Below are 20,021 nucleotides of genomic sequence, written 5' to 3' on the forward strand. Positions count from 1 at the left end.
AGGGGAAGTCAATGTCGGAAGTCCATGTGAAGGACGGCGAGTCCTTGGAGAACGCGCTCAAGCGTTTTAAGAGAAGCTGCGCAAAGTCGGGCGTCCTGGCCGAGGTTCGTAAGCGTGAGCACTATGAGAGCCCGAGTGTGAAGCGCCGCAAGAAGTCTGAGGCCGCTCGTAAAAACCGCAAAAAGTTTTATTAAGTAACGCAAACCCCGCGCCGTTTCGGCGCGGGGTTTTTGTTTTTCCTGCCTGTGGGTCGGACCACAGCCCCGACCCACAGGCGGCTCAGTGCTCGTAACTGGCCCAGTCGGGGACGTCGGTCAGCTTGGTCCAGTGCTCATAGATTTCACCCTTGGAGTTAAAATCGTGGCTGTTGGTGGCCTCCTGCACAGCCAGATAATACCAGGCGTCCGGATCCGCGTTGTCCGGCCACTTGTTCATGCCACTGAGCAAGTCGCCGGTTTCCTCCGGAATGCGGCAAAGGACACGATTGATCATAGTCATGGCCTCGGCCCGGGTGATCAGATGGTCCGGGCGGAATGTGCCGTCCGGATAGCCCATAACCCAGCCTTGGGCGGCCGCCTTGCGTATTTCCGCCTCCGCCCAGTGGCCGCTGATATCGGTGAAGCTGCTCTCGCTGGCCATCAGATTAACGTCAAACCGGGCGCAGATGGCGGCAAATTCCGCCCGCGTGATGGAGGCGTTGGGGTCAAAGTCCTCTGCGGAGCGGCCTCTGATTACGCCCAGTGCGGCCATGGTGGCAACCGGAGCGTTGTACCAGTCGCCGGGCTGCACGTCGGTAAAGGAGCTGGCAGCGGTGAAGTTCTGCTCCCGTACATCGCTGTTTAGAAGGCGGAAGAAAATAGCCGCTACTTCGGAACGGCTGATCTTGTCCAGGGGACGGACGGTGCCGTCCGGGAAGCCGATGATATAGGCAAAATGGTCGTCGCCGTTGAGCATGCTGGGAATGGGGGAGGCTCTCCAGCCTGCGTAAACGGTTTTATTTCCCGTCATCTTCACCTGGGTGATGCGCTGCGTCAGCCCCTGATCGGAATACCAGCCTGTAAAGGCATAGCCCTCCCGCACAGGAGTTTTCTCCAGAGTCACCGTGGTGCCTGAACGGTAGCGCTCACTGACGTATTTTGCGCCACCGTTGGATTCGTAGGTCAGCGTATAATAAGTGGTGGTGCTGCCGCCGCTCCCGGAGTCTGCAGTAAAGGAATAGGTATAGGTGACGTCGGCGGTAATGCCGCCTGCCGCGGTGTTGGGCGTGATGTCCCAGGCACCGCCGGTATAGCCGCTGCCGGCCTTCATACCGGTCGGAACATCGGCGTTGTCCAGGGTCCCCTTGCCTCCGGTGAGAGGGACGGCGACGGTCTTAGGGGTATTGGTGTCATCGGACCATGTGCCGTTTACCACTTGGAATATGACCTCCGCAGAGGATGGCACCTGGGCGTCGCAGATCACAGTGAAGGTGATGGGGGAGTCCACCGTCCAGGTGCCGCCTTCGTAGCGCAGTGCCAGTGTCTGGGCGGATTGTGTATCGGGATTCAGGGTGTGGGCCCTGCTGAGGTCCCTGCTGTACTGGGCGACATAGACGTCCGGTTGTACCGTGATCTGACAGGCATAGCCGTCTGTACTGCTGCCCGCCACTGCGCCGGGGGTGTAGCTGCCCTCCAGCAGTCCATAGGTCTTGTCTGCGTGACCGGCGGATGTGTTGACGCAGTCCACCGTGACAAAGCTACCGGCCAGAGCGCCGGAGGGGGCGTCCGGCTTCCCGGCGGAAACGTCCTCCCAAACGGCGTACACAGTCAGATTGTCGGTGGGGGTAAAGCTCTGATCTGCCTGATAGTCTGCGGTGCCGCCATTGGTTTTGGACCAGCCCAGGAAATTCAAGCCGTCCTTGACCAGGGCGCTCATGGTCGTGGTGGATTCGCCGGCCACCACGGTGTTCTCGCCGACCTTGTCCGAGCCGTCCATATAGGTGATTACATAGTACGAGGCCGGGTCCACAGGCGCCCCGTCCCAGTGGGCATAGACATGGAGATCGGAGTGGTTGTCATGGTTAAACTGTACCTGGCTGGTCTTTCCGCCGCCCACAGCGGCAGTATACCAGCCGGCGTAGGTATACCCGCTGGGCGTGGTGAAGCCCAAGTCCGCCAGGCTTTTCAGTGAGAAATAGGCGTAGAGCTTGGAATAGGATTGGATCTGATATGTAAAGGTCTGCGTGTAGTCCGTGCCATCGGGATAATTGGAGTGGTAAACCAGCTTTTGTGTCCAGCGGTAGCTCCCGCCGGAGCCGATGTCCCCGCTCCCGCTGCCAGAGTTACCACCACCGCTGCCGCCGGAACCAAAATAGCTTACCCAATAGGTGATGCGGGCCACGCTGCTGTTGCAGGAAAAGACCACGTTGGTCCCCACATTGCAGCTGCTGTACACACCGTACCAATTGCCGGTGACCTGCTGGACCCGGCCGTAGGGCTGGCTTGTAAACTTGGAAAGCGCAGGAATCTGATAGTTGTCGGATTGAATCTTTTCGTCGCCCTTGGTCACGGTGTCTGTGCCTACGCCGCGATGGAGCTGGTTTGCGCTGATGTCAAAGACGTCCACCGTGATGGTGATTTCGTCCGTGGGATTCCAGCTGGCTGCCAGTGCTGATACAGGCAGCATCGCTAAAACCAAAATTATCAGCAAAAACCATGAGAATAGCCGCTTTTTCATCTGTTTTCGTCCTCCTGTATATGATTAGGGCGGCTGTATTAGCACCTAAATAATTGCTTCACCTCCAATGTTTTTGTAAAAAGGTGTACTTTATGACAAATATTGAGCTGAAGCCGGAGAACGAAAAATACAGAGGGAAACAGGCAAAAATCATAGGAGACCGTTGCGCAACGGCACACTTTGTGGTATTTTTATGTAGTAAAGCGCGGCTGTCATAAAGTACACCTTATGACAGCGGTGTTTCTTTTTTGCCGCTCTGCAGGATTCGGTACTCCCGCAGGCGGCGGTAAAAGGTGGTCTCATGCAGGCCGCTGCGGCGCAGCGCTTCTGAAAGCGGGATCTGTTTACGTTCCCATTCCGCCACAATCTGAGGAAAGTCTGCTGGCGGAGGCACACAGGGGCGGCCGAAGCAGACACCGCGCGCCTTTGCCGCGGCAATCCCCTGTTCCTGCCGTTTTTTGATGCTCTCCCGTTCATTCTGCGCGACAAAGGAAAGGATCTGCAGCACCAAGTCTGCAATAAAGGTTCCCATGAGATCCCTGCCCTGGCGGGTGTCCAGCAGCGGCATATCGAGCACGCATACGTCTGCGCCGATTGCCTTGGTGAGCACGCGCCATTGATTTTGAATCTCCTCATAATTACGGCCGAGTCGGTCGATGCTCAGCACGTAGAGCAGATCGCCGGGCCGAAGGATTTGAAGCAGCTGTTTGTATTGAGGGCGGTTGAAGTCTTTACCTGATTGCTTATCCAAATAGATGTGTGATTGCGGCACCTGCCTTTCCACGAGGGCGATTCGCTGCCGGTCCTCATTTTGATCGGTGCTGGATACCCGGATATAGCCGTAAACTTGATGCAAGATAAACACCTCCGTTTGATCGGTTTAGTTTCTGCGCTCCGGACTCAATTATTGCATAAGAAAGAGCCCGGACGCATGCGGCGTCCGGGCGCAAACAGAGGGGAGCCTCTTCAGGCTAAAATATCGGTCAGCAGGTCGTCAACCTGAGGATAGGCCAGCAGCGCATGGCTGACGCCCACGCTTCGGGCGATCTGCAGCTTTTTTCGGATAGAGCCGGCGTCGTCGAAGAGGACGAAGTGTGCTCCGTTTTGTTTGGACATATAAGTAAAGTAATGGGCGCACAGCTCATTGGAGAAAAAGACCGAGGGGGAGCGCTCCTCCATGCGCTGCTTCAGCTCCTCCCGGGTGAGGGGCATCCCCTGGCCGGTGGGGGAGGGGAGAAAGAAATCCTCTGCCACCCGCTCCACGGCTAGGGCAATCCGGTCAGCGCCATATTGCCCGGCCGCGTCTTCCAGCCGCTGGCGCAGGGATCCCCCGGACAGGGCAGAGGAGATCAGAATCCGGGTCTTGTCCGAAAACGGCGCATAGGCCTCCGGCACGTAGAGCGGCCAGCCCCGCCGTGCGGTCAGCTCTCCCAGTGTGCGGACGATGTTTCCCAGCAGCGGGATGCTGCGCCCCTCAAAGTCACATACGATGCCGTCAAATCCACGCGCGGAACACTCACGCATGACTTCGCTGCAAAACCCGTCGGCCTCGCCCCGCCCGTCGAAACCGACGCTGTCCATCGCCATCAGGCCGCCCCGGATGGAGACCGGTATATTGGCCCGGAACAGATGCGGGCCGCCCCCCGCGCGATAGGCCATATGGGCTACGGGCAGACCAAAGCGCAGAGCCGCGCGGGAATCTGCCGGCGGCGCGGTGAGGATCAGATCAATTTTCGGTGACATATAAAAAAACTACCCCCTTGTCCAGTTTTTGAGAAGCGTGTATAATCAAAACTCGATAAGGATATCTATGCGCTGCGGGCGGATAATATGAAGAGGTGAGACCATGTCATTTTCTCTGCTGGCCGATTGGGTGGGCGGCAGCATTTTTGAGATTGATCCCGCGGCCCTGTCCGGCTGCGGTATTCGGCTGCTCCTGGCCGATTTGGACAACACCCTGGCGCCTTACGGAGTGCCGGAACCGGACGAGCGGGTACGGGACTGGGAGGCAAAGCTGAAGCGGCACGGCGTGACGCTGTTCATCCTGTCCAACAACCGCCACCCCCAGCGGTCCGGCCGGTTTTCCAAGGCTTTGGGGGTCCCTTTTATCGGCCACGCGGGGAAGCCCAAGCGCCCCTCTTTTGTGCGGGCGATGGAGCAGATGGGCTGTACTCAGGCGCAGACCGCTATAGTAGGCGACCAGATCTTTACCGATATTTTAGGCGGGAACAACGCGGGCGTGACCACCCTGCTGGTGGAGCCCATCCGATTGGCGGGCAATCCGGGCCGCTACCTGCGCTACGCGGTGGAATGGCCCTTCCGCGTCCTGGCCAAACGAAGGAGGAGGGCGTTATGAGCGCACAGTTCGGACCGGCGGGCAACGCCGATTCCTTTCCCTATAAATCCTCTGTGGACGCCCCCCGCTGGCTGGGGGCGCTAGGCCTGGACTGCTATGAGTATCAGTGCGGCAAAGGGGTCAATGTGGGCGAGGCGACCGCCCGGAGCGTGGGCGCGGCGGCGCGGGAGGCGGGGATTTCCCTCTCCCTTCACGCCCCCTATTTCATCAATCTGGCCAATCCCGATCCGGACAGCCTGCAAAAGGCCACCGGCTATATCCTGGCCGCCTGCAGGGCAGCGGATTGGATGGGGGCCGCCCGGGTGGTCATCCACTCCGGCGCGCTGATGAAGCGCACCAGGCGGGAGGCTCTGGATACCGCGCTGCCCGCGCTCAGGCAGGTCCTGTCCGCCTGTGACGAGGAGGGCTTTGGGCATATCGCCCTGTGCCCGGAGACCATGGGAAAAATCAATCAGCTGGGTGATCTGGACGAGGTCCTGGAGCTGTGCACGCTGGATGAGCGCCTGGTGCCCGCCATTGATTTCGGACACCTCTATGCGCGATCCCTGGGGGCGCTGGAGGGAGAGGAGGCCTGTGAGCGGATGCTGGACCGGGTGGAGGAGGTCTTGGGTGCGCACCGGGCTGCTTGCTTCCACAGCCATTTTTCCAAAATTGCTTTCACGCCCAACGGCGGAGAAAAGATGCACCTGACCTTTGACCAGACCGACTTTGGCCCCGACCCTGCCCCGCTCATGGCCGCGGTGGCGCGCCGGGGCTGGAGCCCCACCTTTATCTGCGAAAGCGCAGGTACCCAGGCGGAGGACGCGTTGACCATGAAAAGAATGTACCAGAGCTGTCTGACATGAGCCCGCCCGGGTGCTTTCGCAGGGGCCCCATCGCAGATGGGGCGGCGCTTTGTGCCGTATAAGGTTTTCCTCCGGAAAGCCTTGATGCCGGGCGAATTCACTTCGCCCGAGCAGATCAAAAAACGGGGTCCCCAGCGAGTAGCGGCTCGCCGGGGCAAACGCGGGTACCCAGGCAGAGGACGCGTTGACCATGAAGAAAATGTACCAGAGCTGTCTGACCTGAGAGCCGTGCGCGTTCGCCGGGGTTCTGCGGAGCAGATGAGTCACATGAGCCGCCGGTTATCATTTATATGGAACAAAGGAGCTGAACGGGAATGAATCATCTCAAACAGATCGCATCCCAGCTGGGTGCCTATGGCCTGGACGCCATGCTGATTACCAGCGAGCCGGGGGAGTTTTACGCCATTGGCTTTCACGGAGAGGGCGTGGCCCTTGTGACCCGGGAGGGTAACTATTATTTTACCGATTCCCGCTACATTGAGGCCTGTGAAAAGCAGGTGACCGACTGCGCCATCTCCATGCCCACAAGCCGCAGCTACAAGGCGGAGGTTCAGGAGTTGGTAGAGCGCCACGGCGTGAAGAAGCTGGGCTTTGAGGACGGCTATTTGTCCGTGAAGGAGTATAACGCCTGGACGCAGGCCGTGAAGGCCGAGTTCGTGCCTGCCAACGCCCTGGTGGACGGCCTGCGGACCTATAAGGACGGGGAGGAGATCGCGCGCATGGTTCATGCCCAGCGGATTGCGGAGCGGGCCTTTGACGAGATCCTGGGCTTTATTCGGCCGGGCATGACGGAAAGGGAGATTGCCGCCCGGCTGGAGTATGATATGCTCCGCTTCGGCGCGGAAAAGATGAGCTTTGACCCCATTGTCGCCTCCGGACCCAACGGCAGCATGCCCCACGCCATCCCGGGGGAGAAGCAGGTGAAAAAGGGCGAGTTCATCACCATGGATTTCGGCTGTAAGTTCGGCGGCTACTGCTCGGACATGACCCGCACCGTGGCCCTGGGTCAGCCGGACGAGGAAATGAAGCGGGTCTATGCCGTGGTGCTGGAGGCGCAGCTGGCCGGCATCGCGCTGGCCAGGGCGGGGGTGATCGGGGCGGACGTCCACGAGGCGGGCCGCAGGGTCATTGCCGATGCCGGCTATGGGGCTTACTTCGGCCACGGCTTCGGCCACAGTCTGGGCATTGAGATCCACGAGGATCCGCGCTTTGCCCCCTCCTGCCGGAAGGCGATCGGCGCGGGCGCGGTCCTCTCCGCCGAGCCCGGTATCTATCTCCCAGGGCGATTTGGTGTGCGCATCGAAGATGTGGTGGTTTTGGGCGAGAACGGCTGTGAAGATATCACGAAATCGCCCAAAGAACTGATTATTCTGTGAAAAACCCTTGCAAACAGAGGAAGAATAAGGTACAATTATACAGCTTAAATCATGAAAAACCTTGTTTTGGAGGATGAATGAATATGGCTACGATTACTGCCAGCGATTTTCGGAACGGCGTCACCTTTGAGATGGACGGTCAGGTCATGCAGGTGGTGGAGTTCCAGCATGTAAAGCCCGGCAAGGGCGCGGCCTTCGTACGCACCAAGATGAAGAACGTAATCACCGGAGGGGTCACTGAGACCTCGTTCAACCCCACCGCCAAGTTTGAGCAGGCCTACGTGGATCGTAAGGATATGGAGTACAGCTACAACGACGGCGATCTATACTACTTCATGGATTCCGAGACCTATGATCTGATTCCCATCGGCAAGGAGACCCTGGGCGACAATTTCCGCTTTGTGAAGGAGAATATGCCCTGTAAGATCAACTCCTACAAGGGCAAGATTTTTGCTGTGGAGCCCCCCACCTTTGTGGAGCTGGAGGTCACAGAGACCGATCCCGGCTTTAAGGGCGACACCGCCACCAATGTGACCAAGCCCGCCACCTTGGAGACCGGCACGGAGATCAAGGTGCCCCTGTTTATCAACCCCGGCGACAAGATCAAGATCGACACCCGCACCGGCGAGTATCTGGAGCGCTGCAAGGGCTGAGTGCCTGGGGCGGGCGCGCCGCCTGCCATGTGGGAGCGTACCATTTTGAACAGGCCCTTCGAGGCCGTGTAAAAAGGAGAAAACAAATGACTATTTCTGAGAAGGTCGCGTACCTGAAGGGGCTGGCCGAGGGCCTGGCGATTGACACCGAGAAGTCCAAGGAGGGCAAGCTCATCTCCGTGATCATCGGTATCCTGGAGGAGGTCGGGCTGTCCATCGAGGATCTGGAGGAGAACACCGCCGCCCTGGGCGAGGAGATTGACGCCATTTCCGACGACCTGTCCGACGTGGAAGAGATCGTCTATGACGAGGACGAGGATGAGGACGACTACGACGAGGACGACTTCTTTGAGACCGAATGCCCGAACTGTGGGGAAACTCTGGTCATTGATGAGAGCGTGCTGGACGAGGGCTCCGTACAGTGCCCCAGCTGCAAGGAGAAATTTGCCATTGATCTGAGCGACGACTGCGATTGCGGTGGCTGTGACGACTGCGAGGAGTAATACCGATCTGATATTGTACAAAAAGCGCCCTGGATTTCCCGGGGCGCTTTTTCTGCCCATTCATTGACGGAGCGGGCCGCGGCGCGGTATAATAGCAGCGATTGCAGGATCAGAACAGGCGGAACGAATGGAACATTTGCGAGGAATCAGGTATGGTAACGGAACAGAAGAGCATGACGCTGGAGGATTTGGCGCCGGGCGAGCAGGGCATTATTCTCCGGGCGGGAAATGAAAAGGGGCCGGTCAAGCGAAGGCTGGTCGATATGGGGCTGACCCCCGGTACACAGATTGCCGTGCGCAAGGTAGCGCCCTTTGGCGACCCCATTGAGGTCAATCTGCGGGGCTATGAGCTCTCTTTGCGCAAGGAAGACGCCCATCAGATCCGTATGGCCACAGGGCAGGAGGCGCAGCACCTGGCGGCCGGACGCAGGCGGCGGATCGGCATGGTGCAGCACATTCCGGATGAAGAGATTCTGCGCCGTATGGATGCGGACCACGCCCACGAGGCTGCGGAGCACGGCGGAGTGCCCGATTATGCCAGCCACGATACCCGGGAAATGAAGCTGGCTTTGGTGGGAAATCCCAACTGCGGCAAGACGACGCTGTTCAATGCCCTGACCGGCTCCAATCAATATGTGGGCAACTGGCCTGGTGTTACGGTGGAGAAGAAAGAGGGGCGCGCCAGCGTGGACGGCAAGGCGGTCACGGTGGTGGACCTGCCCGGCATCTACTCCCTGTCTCCCTACTCCATGGAGGAGATTGTGGCCCGGGATTTTATCGTGGGGGAGCACCCGGACGCCATTATCGATATCATCGACGCCACCAATATTGAGCGTAATCTCTACCTGACCGCCCAGCTGCTGGAGCTGGAGCGGCCCATGGTGATTGCCCTGAACTTTATGGATGAGGTGGAGAAGCACGGCGATCGGATCGACGTGGATAGGCTCTCCCAAGAGCTGGGGGTGCCCGTGATCCCCATCACTGCCCGCTCCGGTAAGAATGTGCAGGAGCTGCTGCGGGTGGCCCACGAGCAGATGCACATCGGCGTCACGGTGGAGCCCGATGATCTGTATGACGCCTATACCCATCAGATCCATCACCGGGTGGGCGAGCTGATTCACGACCGGGCCTATGCCGCGCATATCCCCGCCCACTGGGCCTCCATCAAGCTCATTGAGGGAGATACCCTGGTGGAGCAGGCTCTGGGGCTGAGCCAAGAGGACAAGGAACAGCTGGAACAGATCTGCCGGGACTATGAAGGGGCCTATGCACTGGGGGACCGGGAGACCCTGATTGCGGACTCCCGCTATCAGTTCATTCAAACCGTGGTGTCCCACGCAGTCACGAAGGGCCGCCCGTCAGGGGAGCTTACCCTTTCCGATCGGATCGACTCCATCGTCACCCACAAATATCTGGCAATTCCAGTCTTTTTGCTGATGATGCTGGCCATGTTCGCCCTTACCTTTGGTCCGGGCCAGGCCCTGGCGGACGGAATTGACTTGCTCATCGGGGAATATTTTGCCGGCTTTGTGCGCGCGGTTCTGACCGCCGCCGGTACGGCTGCGTGGGTGGAGGCCCTGCTGGTGGACGGCATCATCGCCGGCGTGGGCGGTGTGCTCACCTTTCTGCCCCAGATTGCGATTTTGTTCCTCTTCCTCTCCTTCCTGGAGGACTCCGGCTATATGGCCCGGGCCGCCTTTATCATGGACCGGCTGCTGCGGCGTTTCGGCCTGAGCGGCAAGGCGTTCATCCCCATGCTTATGGGCTTTGGCTGCACCGTCCCGGCGGTGATGGGGGCCCGCACCATGGAGAATGAAAAGGACCGCCGCATGACCATCATGCTGGTGCCCTTTATGTCCTGCTCCGCCCGCCTGCCGGTGTATGGCCTGCTGACCGCGGCCTTCTTCCCGCGGTACGGCGGCCTGGTGGTCTTTTCCCTCTATCTGCTGGGCCTGGTATTTGCCATCGCTTCGGGAATCCTGCTGAAGAAGTTCGTGTTCAAAGGAGATCCGGCGGCCTTTCTTCTGGAGCTGCCGCCCTACCGCCTGCCAACCCTGAAAAACATCAGCCTCCACGTCTGGGAGAAGGTCAAAGGCTTTCTCGTCAAGGCGGGCACGCTGATTCTGGCCATGAGCATCCTGCTCTGGTTCCTGCAGGCCTTTGGCTTTGAAGATGGCTTCGGCCTGGTGACCGACGAGGCGCATTCCATTCTGGGCTATGTCGGCTCCTGGATCGCCCCGGTGCTCCGGCCCCTTGGCTTCGGCACCTGGCAGGCCGCGGTGGCCCTGCTCACCGGTCTGGTGGCCAAGGAGATGGTGGTCTCCTCCATGAGCATGTTCTACGGCTTTTCCGTCACCGCCAGCGGCGCGGCCATCGCTGCCGCCTTGGGCGGAACCTTTCAGACACCGGTGGCGGCCTACGCTTTCCTGGTGTTCGTGCTGCTTTATGTCCCCTGCGTGGCGGCGGTGTCCACGATCCGTAAGGAGATGAATTCGGTCAAATGGACCCTGGCGTCTATCGCCTGGCAGCTGGGAGCGGCCTATCTGGGGTCCTTCCTGGTCTATCAGATCGGCACGTTGATTGTGAGGCTCTTTTAAATGAAATATCTGATCTATCTGGGCGTAGCGGCGCTCATCCTCTGGGCGGTGGTCTATCTGATCGTCCGCTTCCATCAGAGACTCAAGGGAAAGCGGGGCTGTGACTGCGGCGGCTGCCCCAGCTGTCCCCACACGGGCTGTCGCCACCGGAAAGCGCCGTAATCGGATTTCTGACAGGAGGAAGCACCATGGACGAAAAGCAAAGGCAGCTTCAGGCGTGGGTCTCCGGCAGCAGCAATATCGTCTTTTTCGGCGGCGCCGGTGTGTCCACCGAGTCGGGCATCCCCGATTTCCGTAGCGTGGACGGCCTGTACAGTCAGCAGTACAAATATCCTCCGGAGACCATCATCAGCCACAGCTTTTTTCAGCGGAACCCGGAGGAGTTCTATCAGTTTTACCGGGAGAAGATGCTCTTTCCCCATGCCAAGCCCAACGCCGCCCATTATAAGCTGGCGGAGCTGGAGGCGGCGGGTAAGCTGCGGGCGGTGGTCACCCAGAACATCGACGGCCTCCATCAGGCGGCGGGCAGTAAGACGGTATATGAGCTCCACGGCTCGGTGCACCGCAATTACTGCATGAAGTGCCGCCGGTTTTATGACCTGGATTTTATGGTCCGCGGCTCGGGCGTGCCGAAATGCCCGGTGTGCGGGGGCACGGTTAAGCCGGATGTGGTGCTCTATGAGGAGGGTCTGGACCAGGAGACCATGGAGGCCGCCCTGCTGGCCATCTCCCGGGCGGAGGTGCTCATCATCGGCGGGACCTCCCTGGCGGTCTACCCGGCGGCGGGACTCATCCAGTATTACCGGGGAAATAAGCTGGTGCTCATCAACAAGAGCCCCACCCCCTACGACGGCAGCGCCGACCTGGTGATTGGGGCTCCCATTGGGGAAGTGCTGGGGCAAATCAGGGTGTGATCACGCGGCGGGGATTGTCCCGCCGCGTTTCATTCCTTAAAATTTATTGAATTTCAATAAATAATAATTGACAAACAATAATATGGGTGCTATCTTATTCCAAAAGAGGTGAGGGAAATGATGCGTACAGGGGCGCAGCGTCTCGCGCGGGTTCTACGGGGCCTGGTGATTGCCGTATTCCTTTGTAATCTGATCGCCCTGTTCCTGGTGCCTGGGCTGGTGTTTTCAGAGGGGGATCTGACGGTTACGGGATATTCCGTGCTGCAGGGCCTTGCCGTGCAGCTGAGGATGTTGGCGCTCTGCTGGAGCTGGACCATTTGGCTGGTGATGTGGGCCGAACATGCCCATCTCGTGGGGGCGGCCCTGTTTCTGCTCTTCTGCGGCGTCTGCACCGCGGTGCTCCTGTGGCAGGGCAAACGGGTGCTGGATACGATTTGCTCCGGCATACCCTTTCATCCGGAGAACGGAGTACGTATGCGGCGGGCGGCGCTCTGCTGCTTTCTGATTGCCGCCGCAGCGCTGGGGCGCACCTGCTGGGGACTTTGGACGCTTGGCTCTATCCGGCCTCTGGTTACCTACAACACCCTCTTCTGTCCCGTGTTTTTGTTGGCAGGGCTTTTATGCCTAGTCCTGTCCGCCCTCTTCCGCCAGGCGGCGGAATTGAAATCGGAAAATGACCTGATTATATAAGGAGACGCTTATGGAAAAGAAGCCGGTTCAGGCAGCGGCGCGGACCCTGCGGGTCCTGGTCACGCTGGCCTTTGTGCTCGGATTGCTGGCCGTGGGTTTTTCCCCGGTGCTGGCCGGAATACACGGGGCGGGAATCCCGCTGCCGGAGCTGATGGACAGCCTGACCGCCGCGCCGCCTCCACCGGGGGAGGACTGGCCATATTTTTCGCCGTCCATGCTCCTCTTTTTTGCGGTGGCAGGCGGGTGGACGGAGCGATTTTCCTATACTCTGGTGCTCACCCTCTTCTTGGCGGCCGCCGGCCTGTGCGCAGCCGGAATGCTTTGGCAGGGGCGGCGGGTGCTTGGCCATGTTTTGGCGGGGGAGCCCTTTCACCCGGGCAATGCCCGCAGCCTGCGCCGGGCCGCCGGGTTCTGCTTTGGGATCTCCGCCGCGTCGCTCTCCCGGGTGGTGTGGGGCCTGTTTTCCTGCGCCTGTGCCCAGCCTCTGCGCTCTTACACAGCCCTGTTTGTACCGGCCTTCCTGATGGGCGGCCTACTGCTGCGGCTGATGTCCGCCCTCTTCCGCCAGGCGGCGCAGCTGAAGGCAGAAAACGACCTGACCATATAGGAGGAGGGGGAAGCCATGCCGATTGTTGTGAACTTGGACGTCGTGATGGCGCGCCGGAAAATGAGCCTCAACGAGCTGGCCGCCAAGGTGGATCTGACCCTGGCCAACCTCTCGATCCTGAAAAACAACCACGCCAAGGCGGTGCGCTTTACCACCCTGGAGGCTATTTGCAAAGCCCTGGACTGCCAGCCGGGGGATATTCTGGAATTTGTGCCGGAGGCGGACGAATGAAAAAAGGAATTGCCGCGCTGCGGCCCGCGCTGTTTGCTCTGTTCCTGCTCCTGCCCGTACTGTTCCAGACGCTGCTGGGGTTCCAAAGCGGGGCCCGCTGGGCCTGGGAGGGCGCCTATCTGGCCCTGGCGCTCGGCTTTGCCATGTGCCTGTGGCGGCGGGAGGACCGGGGTGGCTGGTGGTGTGTCCTGCTGATCCCCGCGGCGGTCGTAGGGGGATGCTTTTGTCAGAACCCCTGGCTGGGCGCCGCATTGGGCGCCCTGGCGGCGGCTCTGTTGGTACGAGGCCGGCTGCCGATGGCCGCGAAACTATCGGCGGCCGCGCTGGTGGCGCTGGCCTGCCTTTGCTCTGCGTTTGCCCTGTTGATACTCCCACTGCGGGGAACGGCCCGCTATGTGGTGTGCGGCCCGTCGGGCAGTCCCCTGGAGTATGCGGAGGTGGAAGTGGTAGACCCGGGAGCCATGGGGCGCATCCGCTATTATGCGGTGGAGCAGACTGCCCTGGCGGACGCCTGGCCGCTGTTTCGGGTGGGTGTGGTCACAGGGCGTGATTCCGCCCCCTCAGGCACGGGGAAATATGGATTCCTGATTGACCGCTATTTTGAGCTGCAGGAGGAAAAACAGACATGAAATCAATGTTTCTGGTTCTGATGCTTTTGGTGTTCCTGAACGCCTGTGCAGCCTCTTCACCGGAAGGGCAGGTCCGCAGGGAGCTGGGGCTGGATCTGCCAGCGGCAGAGCAAGTGATCACCAGAGAGAGCCACGGCGGCTTCCATGGGGACGGCGCCACATGGATTGAACTCAGCTATACCAGCGAGACAGGGGATCAGGCAGCCGAACGGATGAAAGCGGGAGGCTGGCAGCCGCTGCCGGCGACCGAAAATCTACAGCGGGTCATGGCGGGTGAGCTGAGCGATGAGTGGAGCTTTCCGGAGATCGCCAACGGCCTTTGGTACTTTTATGACCGCCACAGTGAGAGCAAAGACCCTGCCGATGATGCAGAGTTGTTCAACCGTTTTTCGTATAACTTTACCTTCGCTGTGTTTGATGCGGATCGGGATAGACTCTATTACCTGGAGTTTGACACATGAGACCACGTCTGTGTCTGCCGGACGCCTTTTCTCTCTGAAATATTGACAAGGCTGTCAAAATGGGGTATTCTAACTAAAGCGATTCAGCAGGGAACAGAGATGGCCTGCTCTTCGCATCATTTAACAGATGCAGCGGTATCGAAGTGGTCATAACGGGGCTGACTCGAAATCAGTTTGCGAGCAATCGCACGTGGGTTCGAATCCCACCCGCTGCGCCAGCTCGTCACAAGCGGTATACCGCTTGTGACGAGCTTTTCTATTTTATAGAAAGACACATTGTGTGCTCATTCTGCTGTATCTCCCTTCCAAAGCAAGCCCACTTCGTTGGGCTTCGATTTGGAGGGAAATGCCTCTTTCAAAAGGGCCTGTTTTACTATATTCGGGTGACTGAAATGCCCCCGACCATTGGATGAGGCGGGGGCTATTCCATCGTGTTGGTGCAGCGCGTCACAAGCGGGACATTGCCTGCGGCGGACTGTAATAGAATGCCTCAAACTGTGGCAGACTCTAAGGCAGTTATAAGTGCGGATAGACAGGCCGTGGTATGATAAGATACAGCTCTTTGAATACACAGACTCTTGTGGCGGCTCTGCATATTGTGAAGGAGGACTCCATGGGGAATCATCTGATAGGTGAGACCAGCCCTTATCTGCTCCAGCATGCGGAAAATCCGGTAGATTGGTATCCGTGGTGCAGTGCGGCATTTGAAAAGGCCAGAGCGGAGGACAAACCAGTTTTTTTGAGCGTCGGCTACAGCACCTGTCACTGGTGCCATGTTATGGCCCGTGAAAGTTTTGAGGACCCGGATATTGCAAAAATCATGAATCGGTCGTTTGTGGCGGTAAAGGTGGACCGGGAGGAGCGGCCGGATATCGACAGTGTGTATATGGCAGTGTGCCAGGCGATGACCGGCAGCGGCGGCTGGCCCATGAGCGTATTTCTTACCTGGGACAAAAAGCCCTTTTTTGCGGGCACTTACTTTCCTCCGCAGCCCCGCTATGGCGCACCGGGATTTGCCGACCTTCTGGCCGCCATTGATGTCCAGTGGAGGAGCAACCGGGCGCAGCTGATGGAGTCGGCGCAGCGGATTGTGTCACATCTGAGCGGTCCGTCAGGCCGCCCGCCCATAGAACAGGTGCAGGCGCCGGCTGAGGAGGCGGTCCGGTGGTTCCGCAGCGCCTTTGATGCAGTCGGCGGTGGCTTCGGCGTTGCGCCTAAATTTCCCACACCCCACAGTCTGCTCTTCCTGATGCTGTACGCGGAGCGGGAACGGGACGGCGATGTCCAGGAGATGGTGGAAAAGACGCTGGTACAGATGCGAAAGGGCGGAATTTTCGATCAGATCGGCGGCGGATTTTCCCGATACTCCACCGACCGATATTTCCTGGCGCCCCACTTTGAGAAGATGCTGTACGATAATGCGCTGCTGATCATGGCCTATGCCGCGGCCTATTCTCTCACCGGCAAGCCGCTGTACCTGGATACTGCCTGTGAGACCGCCAGGTATGTTCTTCGGGAGATGACCTCCGGCGAGGGCGGGTTCTATAGTGCTCAGGATGCCGATAGTGGTGGCGTGGAGGGGAAATTTTACACCTTTACTTTGCAGGAGATACTGCAGGTGCTGGGCGAAGAACGGGGCGTGCGGTTTGCCCGGGCGTTCGACATCACCGCCCAGGGCAATTTCGGGGGAGTCAACATCCCGAATTTACTGAAAAGCAATGCGCTTTCCGCAGATTTCAGCGCAGAGAAGGAACGGCTTCTGGCCTATCGCAGACATCGTGGAGAGCTCCATCTGGACGATAAGATCCTCACTGCCTGGAATGCTATGATGATCGCGGCTCTGTCCATGCTTTACCGGGTATCTACAGACGAGAGGTATCTCCGGGGTGCCGTAAAGGCCCAGCGGTTTCTGGAGGACTGCCTTTGGGCGGATGGACGGCTCTATGCCAGTTTTCGGGAGGGGAGGCACTCCCAACACGGTTTTTTGGATGACTATGCCTATGAGATCGCCGCGCTGATCGAACTGTACAATTCCACGCTGGAGCGCGGTTGGCTGGAGCAGGCGGAACACCTGTGTGAAGCGGTGATTCAGCGATTTGTGGACCAGGAGCATGGGGGCTTTTTCCTGAGCGAGAAAACCGAGCTGTTTCTCAACCCAAAGGACACCTACGACGGGGCCCTTCCCAGTGGAAATGCTGTTATGGCCTATAACTTTGTGCGGCTATATCAGCTGACGCAGAGGGATTGTTACCGGGAACGGGCAGAACAGCAGCTGGCGTTTCTATCTGCGGCGGCGGATGTTCCGGCGGGGCACAGCATGTTTTTGCTGGCAGAACAGCTGTACCGACTGCCGCCGAGGCAAATCACCTTCATCTGGAAGGAGTCGGCGGATCTGGAGAACTTTTTGAAAACGCTTCCGTTTCTGGCTAACGTGACTGCGATGCCTCCTGATCAGTCATATCCGTTACTGAACGGCCGGGCTACTTGGTATGTCTGTCAGGGGAACATCTGCCTGCCGCCCTCTAACACGAGGAATTTTTAAAACGGTCTGTGCACAGACTATGCTGGGCAATGTCATTAAGTTAAGCCTTTTACCGAACATGAAAAAGTACCCACCCTGTTTTGAATGGGGTGGGTACTTTTTTGGGTGATAATAAGCCGTATTATACACAATACCACTGACATGAATGTTTTCTCCACAAATTCAAATCTGTCTGACTGTTTATTTTCTTGACTTGCATTATACCATCACTTTAACCTCATTGAAAGGCAAAATAAAAAATAGACCTTTCCTGCTGCTCGCTGTATTTTTAACGATGAGACAAAACCCAGGAAAGGACGGTCATTATGAAATATCCGGATTTAAACACATTGTTCCAGAAGAATGGTGAGGCAAGAAAGTTTTACACCTCTCTGACTGATTATGTCCGGGAGCAGATCGACACCCGGCCGGGCGGTATAAATTCCCTGAAAAGTCTCCAGAATTACGCGGATAATCTAACCCGTAGGGACGATTAAAAAATGATATCTAGCCTTGGGCTGTTACAAGCCGGAGCATGCTTTGTGTTGCGTGCCCCGGCTTGTTTTTGAATCAGTGTTAGAGCCCGGAGGAAACAGCCAGCCTGAGACCAACAGAAATAACCAATCTGAGACCAGTAGAAACAACCAATCACAGTCCAACTGAAAAAGCCATTACTATATTACTCCATGCTCTATAATGGTGTTAGCTAATGCACCATGAAAGGAGAAACATGAATGAAAATAATAGTAATGACTTGCAGACTATCATAACACAAGTCATTGAAGAAATGAAGTCTGAGCAAGGGCATAAATTTGATCTCAATAAAATTAACCTTGCTGAACTGGAACGTCGTACCGGAATGACTAGGGCACAGTTGCGGCGATTACAAAAGAATGGATTCCAGATAACACCACATGCTCTTACTGGTCGTAATGCAGATACTACAATTATCTCTGGTTACACAGGTGTAATAGATGATCTGCTTAGAAAAGGAGTATCTAATTCAGAAGTTATTCTGGAACGAATCCAGGAACAAGGCTATGCAGGCAGCCTAACTACTGTAAAAAGATATATCAGCACCCATAAAGATCTTATCCCACCCAGAAGGCAGGCAGTTGCACCACAAGGTAATCGCGGACGCCGATACTCCAGTGATGCTGGTGAGAGTTATCAGATGGATTGGGGATTTGTCAACGTGGACACAGGTGATGGCGATTCTTACAAAGTAGCCTGTTTTGCAATGATCTGCCATCATTGTGGTGAACGCTATATAGAGTTCTTTCCGAATGCGAAACAAGAAAACCTGTTTATTGGCATGATTCATGCTTTCAAACGTATGGGGGTTCCGGAGCATGTACTCACAGACAACATGAAAAGCGTTGTGATTCATCGTGATTCCGAAGGACATCCGGTTTGGAATCACGATTATGAAGCGTTTATGAATACCATCGGCTTTGAAACAAAACTATGCAGACCCAGGCATCCATTCACGAAAGGAGCGGTGGAGCGCCTCGTACGTTTTGTAAAAGAAAACTTTCTTGCTGGACGAATCTTCGGTACCATTACGGATCTTAATTATGAAGCATGGAAATGGTGCGATAATCAGAATAATCGATATCATAAAGCAGTTGATTGCATTCCTCATGAAAGACATTCTATCAGTTGTATGAAAAATGCAGCAATGCTAAAAGATACCTTTGATGTCCGAAAATATCTGTGTCCTATCCGATGCATTTCGTTTGATGGTTTTGTTACATATGAAGGAAGACGTTTTGGCGTTCCATACAGTTATGTCCAGCATACCTGCCGTGTTCAAAGAGAAAACTTCACGCTATATATTTATGATTTGGAGTTGCGAAAAGTCTTAATCACCCACGATGTGACATGGAGCCGGAAAGACAGCTTTTGCAAAGGTCAGTTTGCAGATGATCAACCCGAAGAAAAGCCTTCCGTCCCAGTAAAAATCTGTATCTCCCAGAAAAAAGAAAACCCACCGAAATCTGCTTTTGCAAAGTTTGCTTTTGGAGGTGACTGGAATGAATGAAACACTGATCGAACAGATTCAGACAGATGTCTCTGCGCTGGATATAAAGATAACTGCTCAGGAAATCGCATTATATCTGTCGGAAAAGAAAGTTCCACCAGAACATCTGGAGGCCATGAAAGAATTCATAGCATATCTAAGACAAAACCAACGAGATAAAGCAATCAATGCACTGTTACAACATAGCCGCATCCCGCAGAAAGAGCCAAGTACATTTGAAAACTTTGATTTCAGCAGGATAACTGGTGAAAATGCTGTTCAGATAAGAAATCTTCCAAATCTGACGGCACTTTATTCAAGGCAGAACATAGCCTTTATAGGACCACCGGGAGTTGGTAAGACACATTTATCCATGGCATATGGTAATTCCTGCTGTCGCAAAGGATTGAGAGCATATTTTATAAAGGCTACTGAATTGAACGAAAAGTTCACCAAGGCACGAAGAACAGGTACTGAGAGCAGTGCTATTTCAGGCCTGGTCAGACCTTCCTGCCTGATTATTGATGAAATAGGTCGAAGCATCTTCGACATGGAAAACACACGCTTGTTCTTTGATATGATCGACCGAAGATGCAGTAAAGAAGGTCCTAATTGCATAATCTTCACCAGTAATCTGACTCCCGATAAGTGGCGGGACTTCTTCCGAGAAGAAGACGCATTACTTTGTGCGTTGGATAGAACATTCGATGCTGCTACTGTTTATCTCATGAAGGGTGAAAGCTATCGAGGACGAAACTTAAAAACTTATTCGATAGAAATCAGCGATCCCGCTGAATAACTGTCGGTAATCTATCAGCCAAGCAGGTGCATTGGCTATTTCTAATGAGCTCGGATTGGTTGTTTCTGCTGGACTCTGAGTGGTTAATTCCTCCGGGCTCT

General features: G+C 56.6%; 20 protein-coding genes and 1 tRNA gene. 18 read left to right on the plus strand and 3 right to left on the minus strand.

Features of this window, described 5'->3' with window-relative positions:
- Positions 1 to 11: 11 nt before the first annotated feature.
- The gene (rpsU, locus tag H9Q75_RS00345; RefSeq protein WP_186564188.1) at positions 12 to 194 is read left to right on the plus strand and encodes a 30S ribosomal protein S21; all 183 of its coding nucleotides are present in this window, start codon (positions 12 to 14) and stop codon (positions 192 to 194) included.
- Between the two features lie 85 nt (positions 195 to 279).
- Here the strand turns inward: rpsU and H9Q75_RS00350 are convergent, their stop codons facing one another.
- From H9Q75_RS00350 to H9Q75_RS00360, 3 genes are all read right to left on the minus strand, one after another.
- A complete protein-coding gene (locus tag H9Q75_RS00350; protein ID WP_186564189.1) occupies positions 280 to 2,715 on the minus strand; it encodes an S-layer homology domain-containing protein in 2,436 nt (811 codons plus the stop codon).
- Positions 2,716 to 2,941: 226 nt separating this feature from the next.
- Positions 2,942 to 3,571, minus strand: coding sequence for a recombinase family protein (locus tag H9Q75_RS00355; protein ID WP_186564190.1), 630 nt, complete (start codon positions 3,569 to 3,571; stop codon positions 2,942 to 2,944).
- A gap of 110 nt (positions 3,572 to 3,681) precedes the next feature.
- The gene (locus H9Q75_RS00360) at positions 3,682 to 4,458 is read right to left on the minus strand and encodes a glycoside hydrolase family 18 protein (protein ID WP_186564191.1); all 777 of its coding nucleotides are present in this window, start codon (positions 4,456 to 4,458) and stop codon (positions 3,682 to 3,684) included.
- A 103-nt stretch (positions 4,459 to 4,561) separates the two neighbouring features.
- On the opposite strand from H9Q75_RS00360, the gene H9Q75_RS00365 reads away from it, so the two are divergent.
- The 17 genes from H9Q75_RS00365 to H9Q75_RS00445 all read left to right on the plus strand — a co-directional run bounded on the left by H9Q75_RS00365 (position 4,562) and on the right by H9Q75_RS00445 (position 19,920).
- Positions 4,562 to 5,071, plus strand: coding sequence for a YqeG family HAD IIIA-type phosphatase (locus tag H9Q75_RS00365; RefSeq protein ID WP_186564192.1), 510 nt, complete (start codon positions 4,562 to 4,564; stop codon positions 5,069 to 5,071).
- Complete coding sequence (locus H9Q75_RS00370) at positions 5,068 to 5,916, plus strand: TIM barrel protein (RefSeq protein ID WP_186564193.1); 849 nt, start codon at positions 5,068 to 5,070, stop codon at positions 5,914 to 5,916. Before H9Q75_RS00365 ends, H9Q75_RS00370 begins: the two co-directional genes overlap by 4 nt.
- A gap of 314 nt (positions 5,917 to 6,230) precedes the next feature.
- A complete protein-coding gene (locus H9Q75_RS00375; RefSeq protein WP_186564194.1) occupies positions 6,231 to 7,292 on the plus strand; it encodes a M24 family metallopeptidase in 1,062 nt (353 codons plus the stop codon).
- Between the two features lie 83 nt (positions 7,293 to 7,375).
- Positions 7,376 to 7,945, plus strand: coding sequence for an elongation factor P (gene efp, locus H9Q75_RS00380; RefSeq protein ID WP_186564195.1), 570 nt, complete (start codon positions 7,376 to 7,378; stop codon positions 7,943 to 7,945).
- Positions 7,946 to 8,031: 86 nt separating this feature from the next.
- Positions 8,032 to 8,448, plus strand: coding sequence for a CD1247 N-terminal domain-containing protein (locus tag H9Q75_RS00385; RefSeq protein WP_186564196.1), 417 nt, complete (start codon positions 8,032 to 8,034; stop codon positions 8,446 to 8,448).
- A 152-nt stretch (positions 8,449 to 8,600) separates the two neighbouring features.
- Entirely contained in the window at positions 8,601 to 11,045 is a 2,445-nt protein-coding gene (gene feoB, locus H9Q75_RS00390) for a ferrous iron transport protein B (protein ID WP_186564197.1), read from the plus strand.
- The gene (locus H9Q75_RS00395; protein WP_186564198.1) at positions 11,046 to 11,207 is read left to right on the plus strand and encodes a FeoB-associated Cys-rich membrane protein; all 162 of its coding nucleotides are present in this window, start codon (positions 11,046 to 11,048) and stop codon (positions 11,205 to 11,207) included.
- Positions 11,208 to 11,233: 26 nt separating this feature from the next.
- Positions 11,234 to 11,959, plus strand: coding sequence for an NAD-dependent protein deacylase (locus tag H9Q75_RS00400; RefSeq protein ID WP_186564199.1), 726 nt, complete (start codon positions 11,234 to 11,236; stop codon positions 11,957 to 11,959).
- A 117-nt stretch (positions 11,960 to 12,076) separates the two neighbouring features.
- Complete coding sequence (locus H9Q75_RS00405; RefSeq protein ID WP_186564200.1) at positions 12,077 to 12,649, plus strand: DUF2975 domain-containing protein; 573 nt, start codon at positions 12,077 to 12,079, stop codon at positions 12,647 to 12,649.
- A 10-nt stretch (positions 12,650 to 12,659) separates the two neighbouring features.
- On the plus strand, positions 12,660 to 13,256 hold the full coding sequence (locus tag H9Q75_RS00410) for a DUF2975 domain-containing protein (protein WP_186564201.1): 597 nt from the start codon (positions 12,660 to 12,662) through the stop codon (positions 13,254 to 13,256).
- A 15-nt stretch (positions 13,257 to 13,271) separates the two neighbouring features.
- Positions 13,272 to 13,487: a helix-turn-helix domain-containing protein gene (locus H9Q75_RS00415; RefSeq protein ID WP_186564202.1), complete on the plus strand. Its 216-nt coding sequence runs from the start codon at positions 13,272 to 13,274 to the stop codon at positions 13,485 to 13,487.
- Positions 13,484 to 14,116, plus strand: a complete 633-nt coding sequence (locus tag H9Q75_RS00420) for a hypothetical protein (protein WP_186564203.1) — start codon at positions 13,484 to 13,486, stop codon at positions 14,114 to 14,116. The genes H9Q75_RS00415 and H9Q75_RS00420 overlap by 4 nt, the downstream gene beginning before the upstream one ends.
- Positions 14,113 to 14,577, plus strand: coding sequence for a hypothetical protein (locus H9Q75_RS00425; protein ID WP_186564204.1), 465 nt, complete (start codon positions 14,113 to 14,115; stop codon positions 14,575 to 14,577). Before H9Q75_RS00420 ends, H9Q75_RS00425 begins: the two co-directional genes overlap by 4 nt.
- A 129-nt stretch (positions 14,578 to 14,706) precedes the next feature.
- Positions 14,707 to 14,795 (plus strand) — tRNA-Ser (locus tag H9Q75_RS00430).
- Positions 14,796 to 15,190: 395 nt separating this feature from the next.
- A complete protein-coding gene (locus H9Q75_RS00435; RefSeq protein ID WP_186564205.1) occupies positions 15,191 to 17,119 on the plus strand; it encodes a thioredoxin domain-containing protein in 1,929 nt (642 codons plus the stop codon).
- 709 nt (positions 17,120 to 17,828) lie between these two features.
- Positions 17,829 to 19,142, plus strand: a complete 1,314-nt coding sequence (istA, locus tag H9Q75_RS00440) for an IS21 family transposase (RefSeq protein ID WP_243200628.1) — start codon at positions 17,829 to 17,831, stop codon at positions 19,140 to 19,142.
- Positions 19,135 to 19,920, plus strand: a complete 786-nt coding sequence (locus tag H9Q75_RS00445; protein ID WP_207720719.1) for an ATP-binding protein — start codon at positions 19,135 to 19,137, stop codon at positions 19,918 to 19,920. Before istA ends, H9Q75_RS00445 begins: the two co-directional genes overlap by 8 nt.
- Positions 19,921 to 20,021 lie beyond the last annotated feature (101 nt).

It is taken from the genome of Lawsonibacter celer, from assembly GCF_014281125.1.
GTDB classification, from domain to species: domain Bacteria; phylum Bacillota; class Clostridia; order Oscillospirales; family Oscillospiraceae; genus Lawsonibacter_B; species Lawsonibacter_B celer.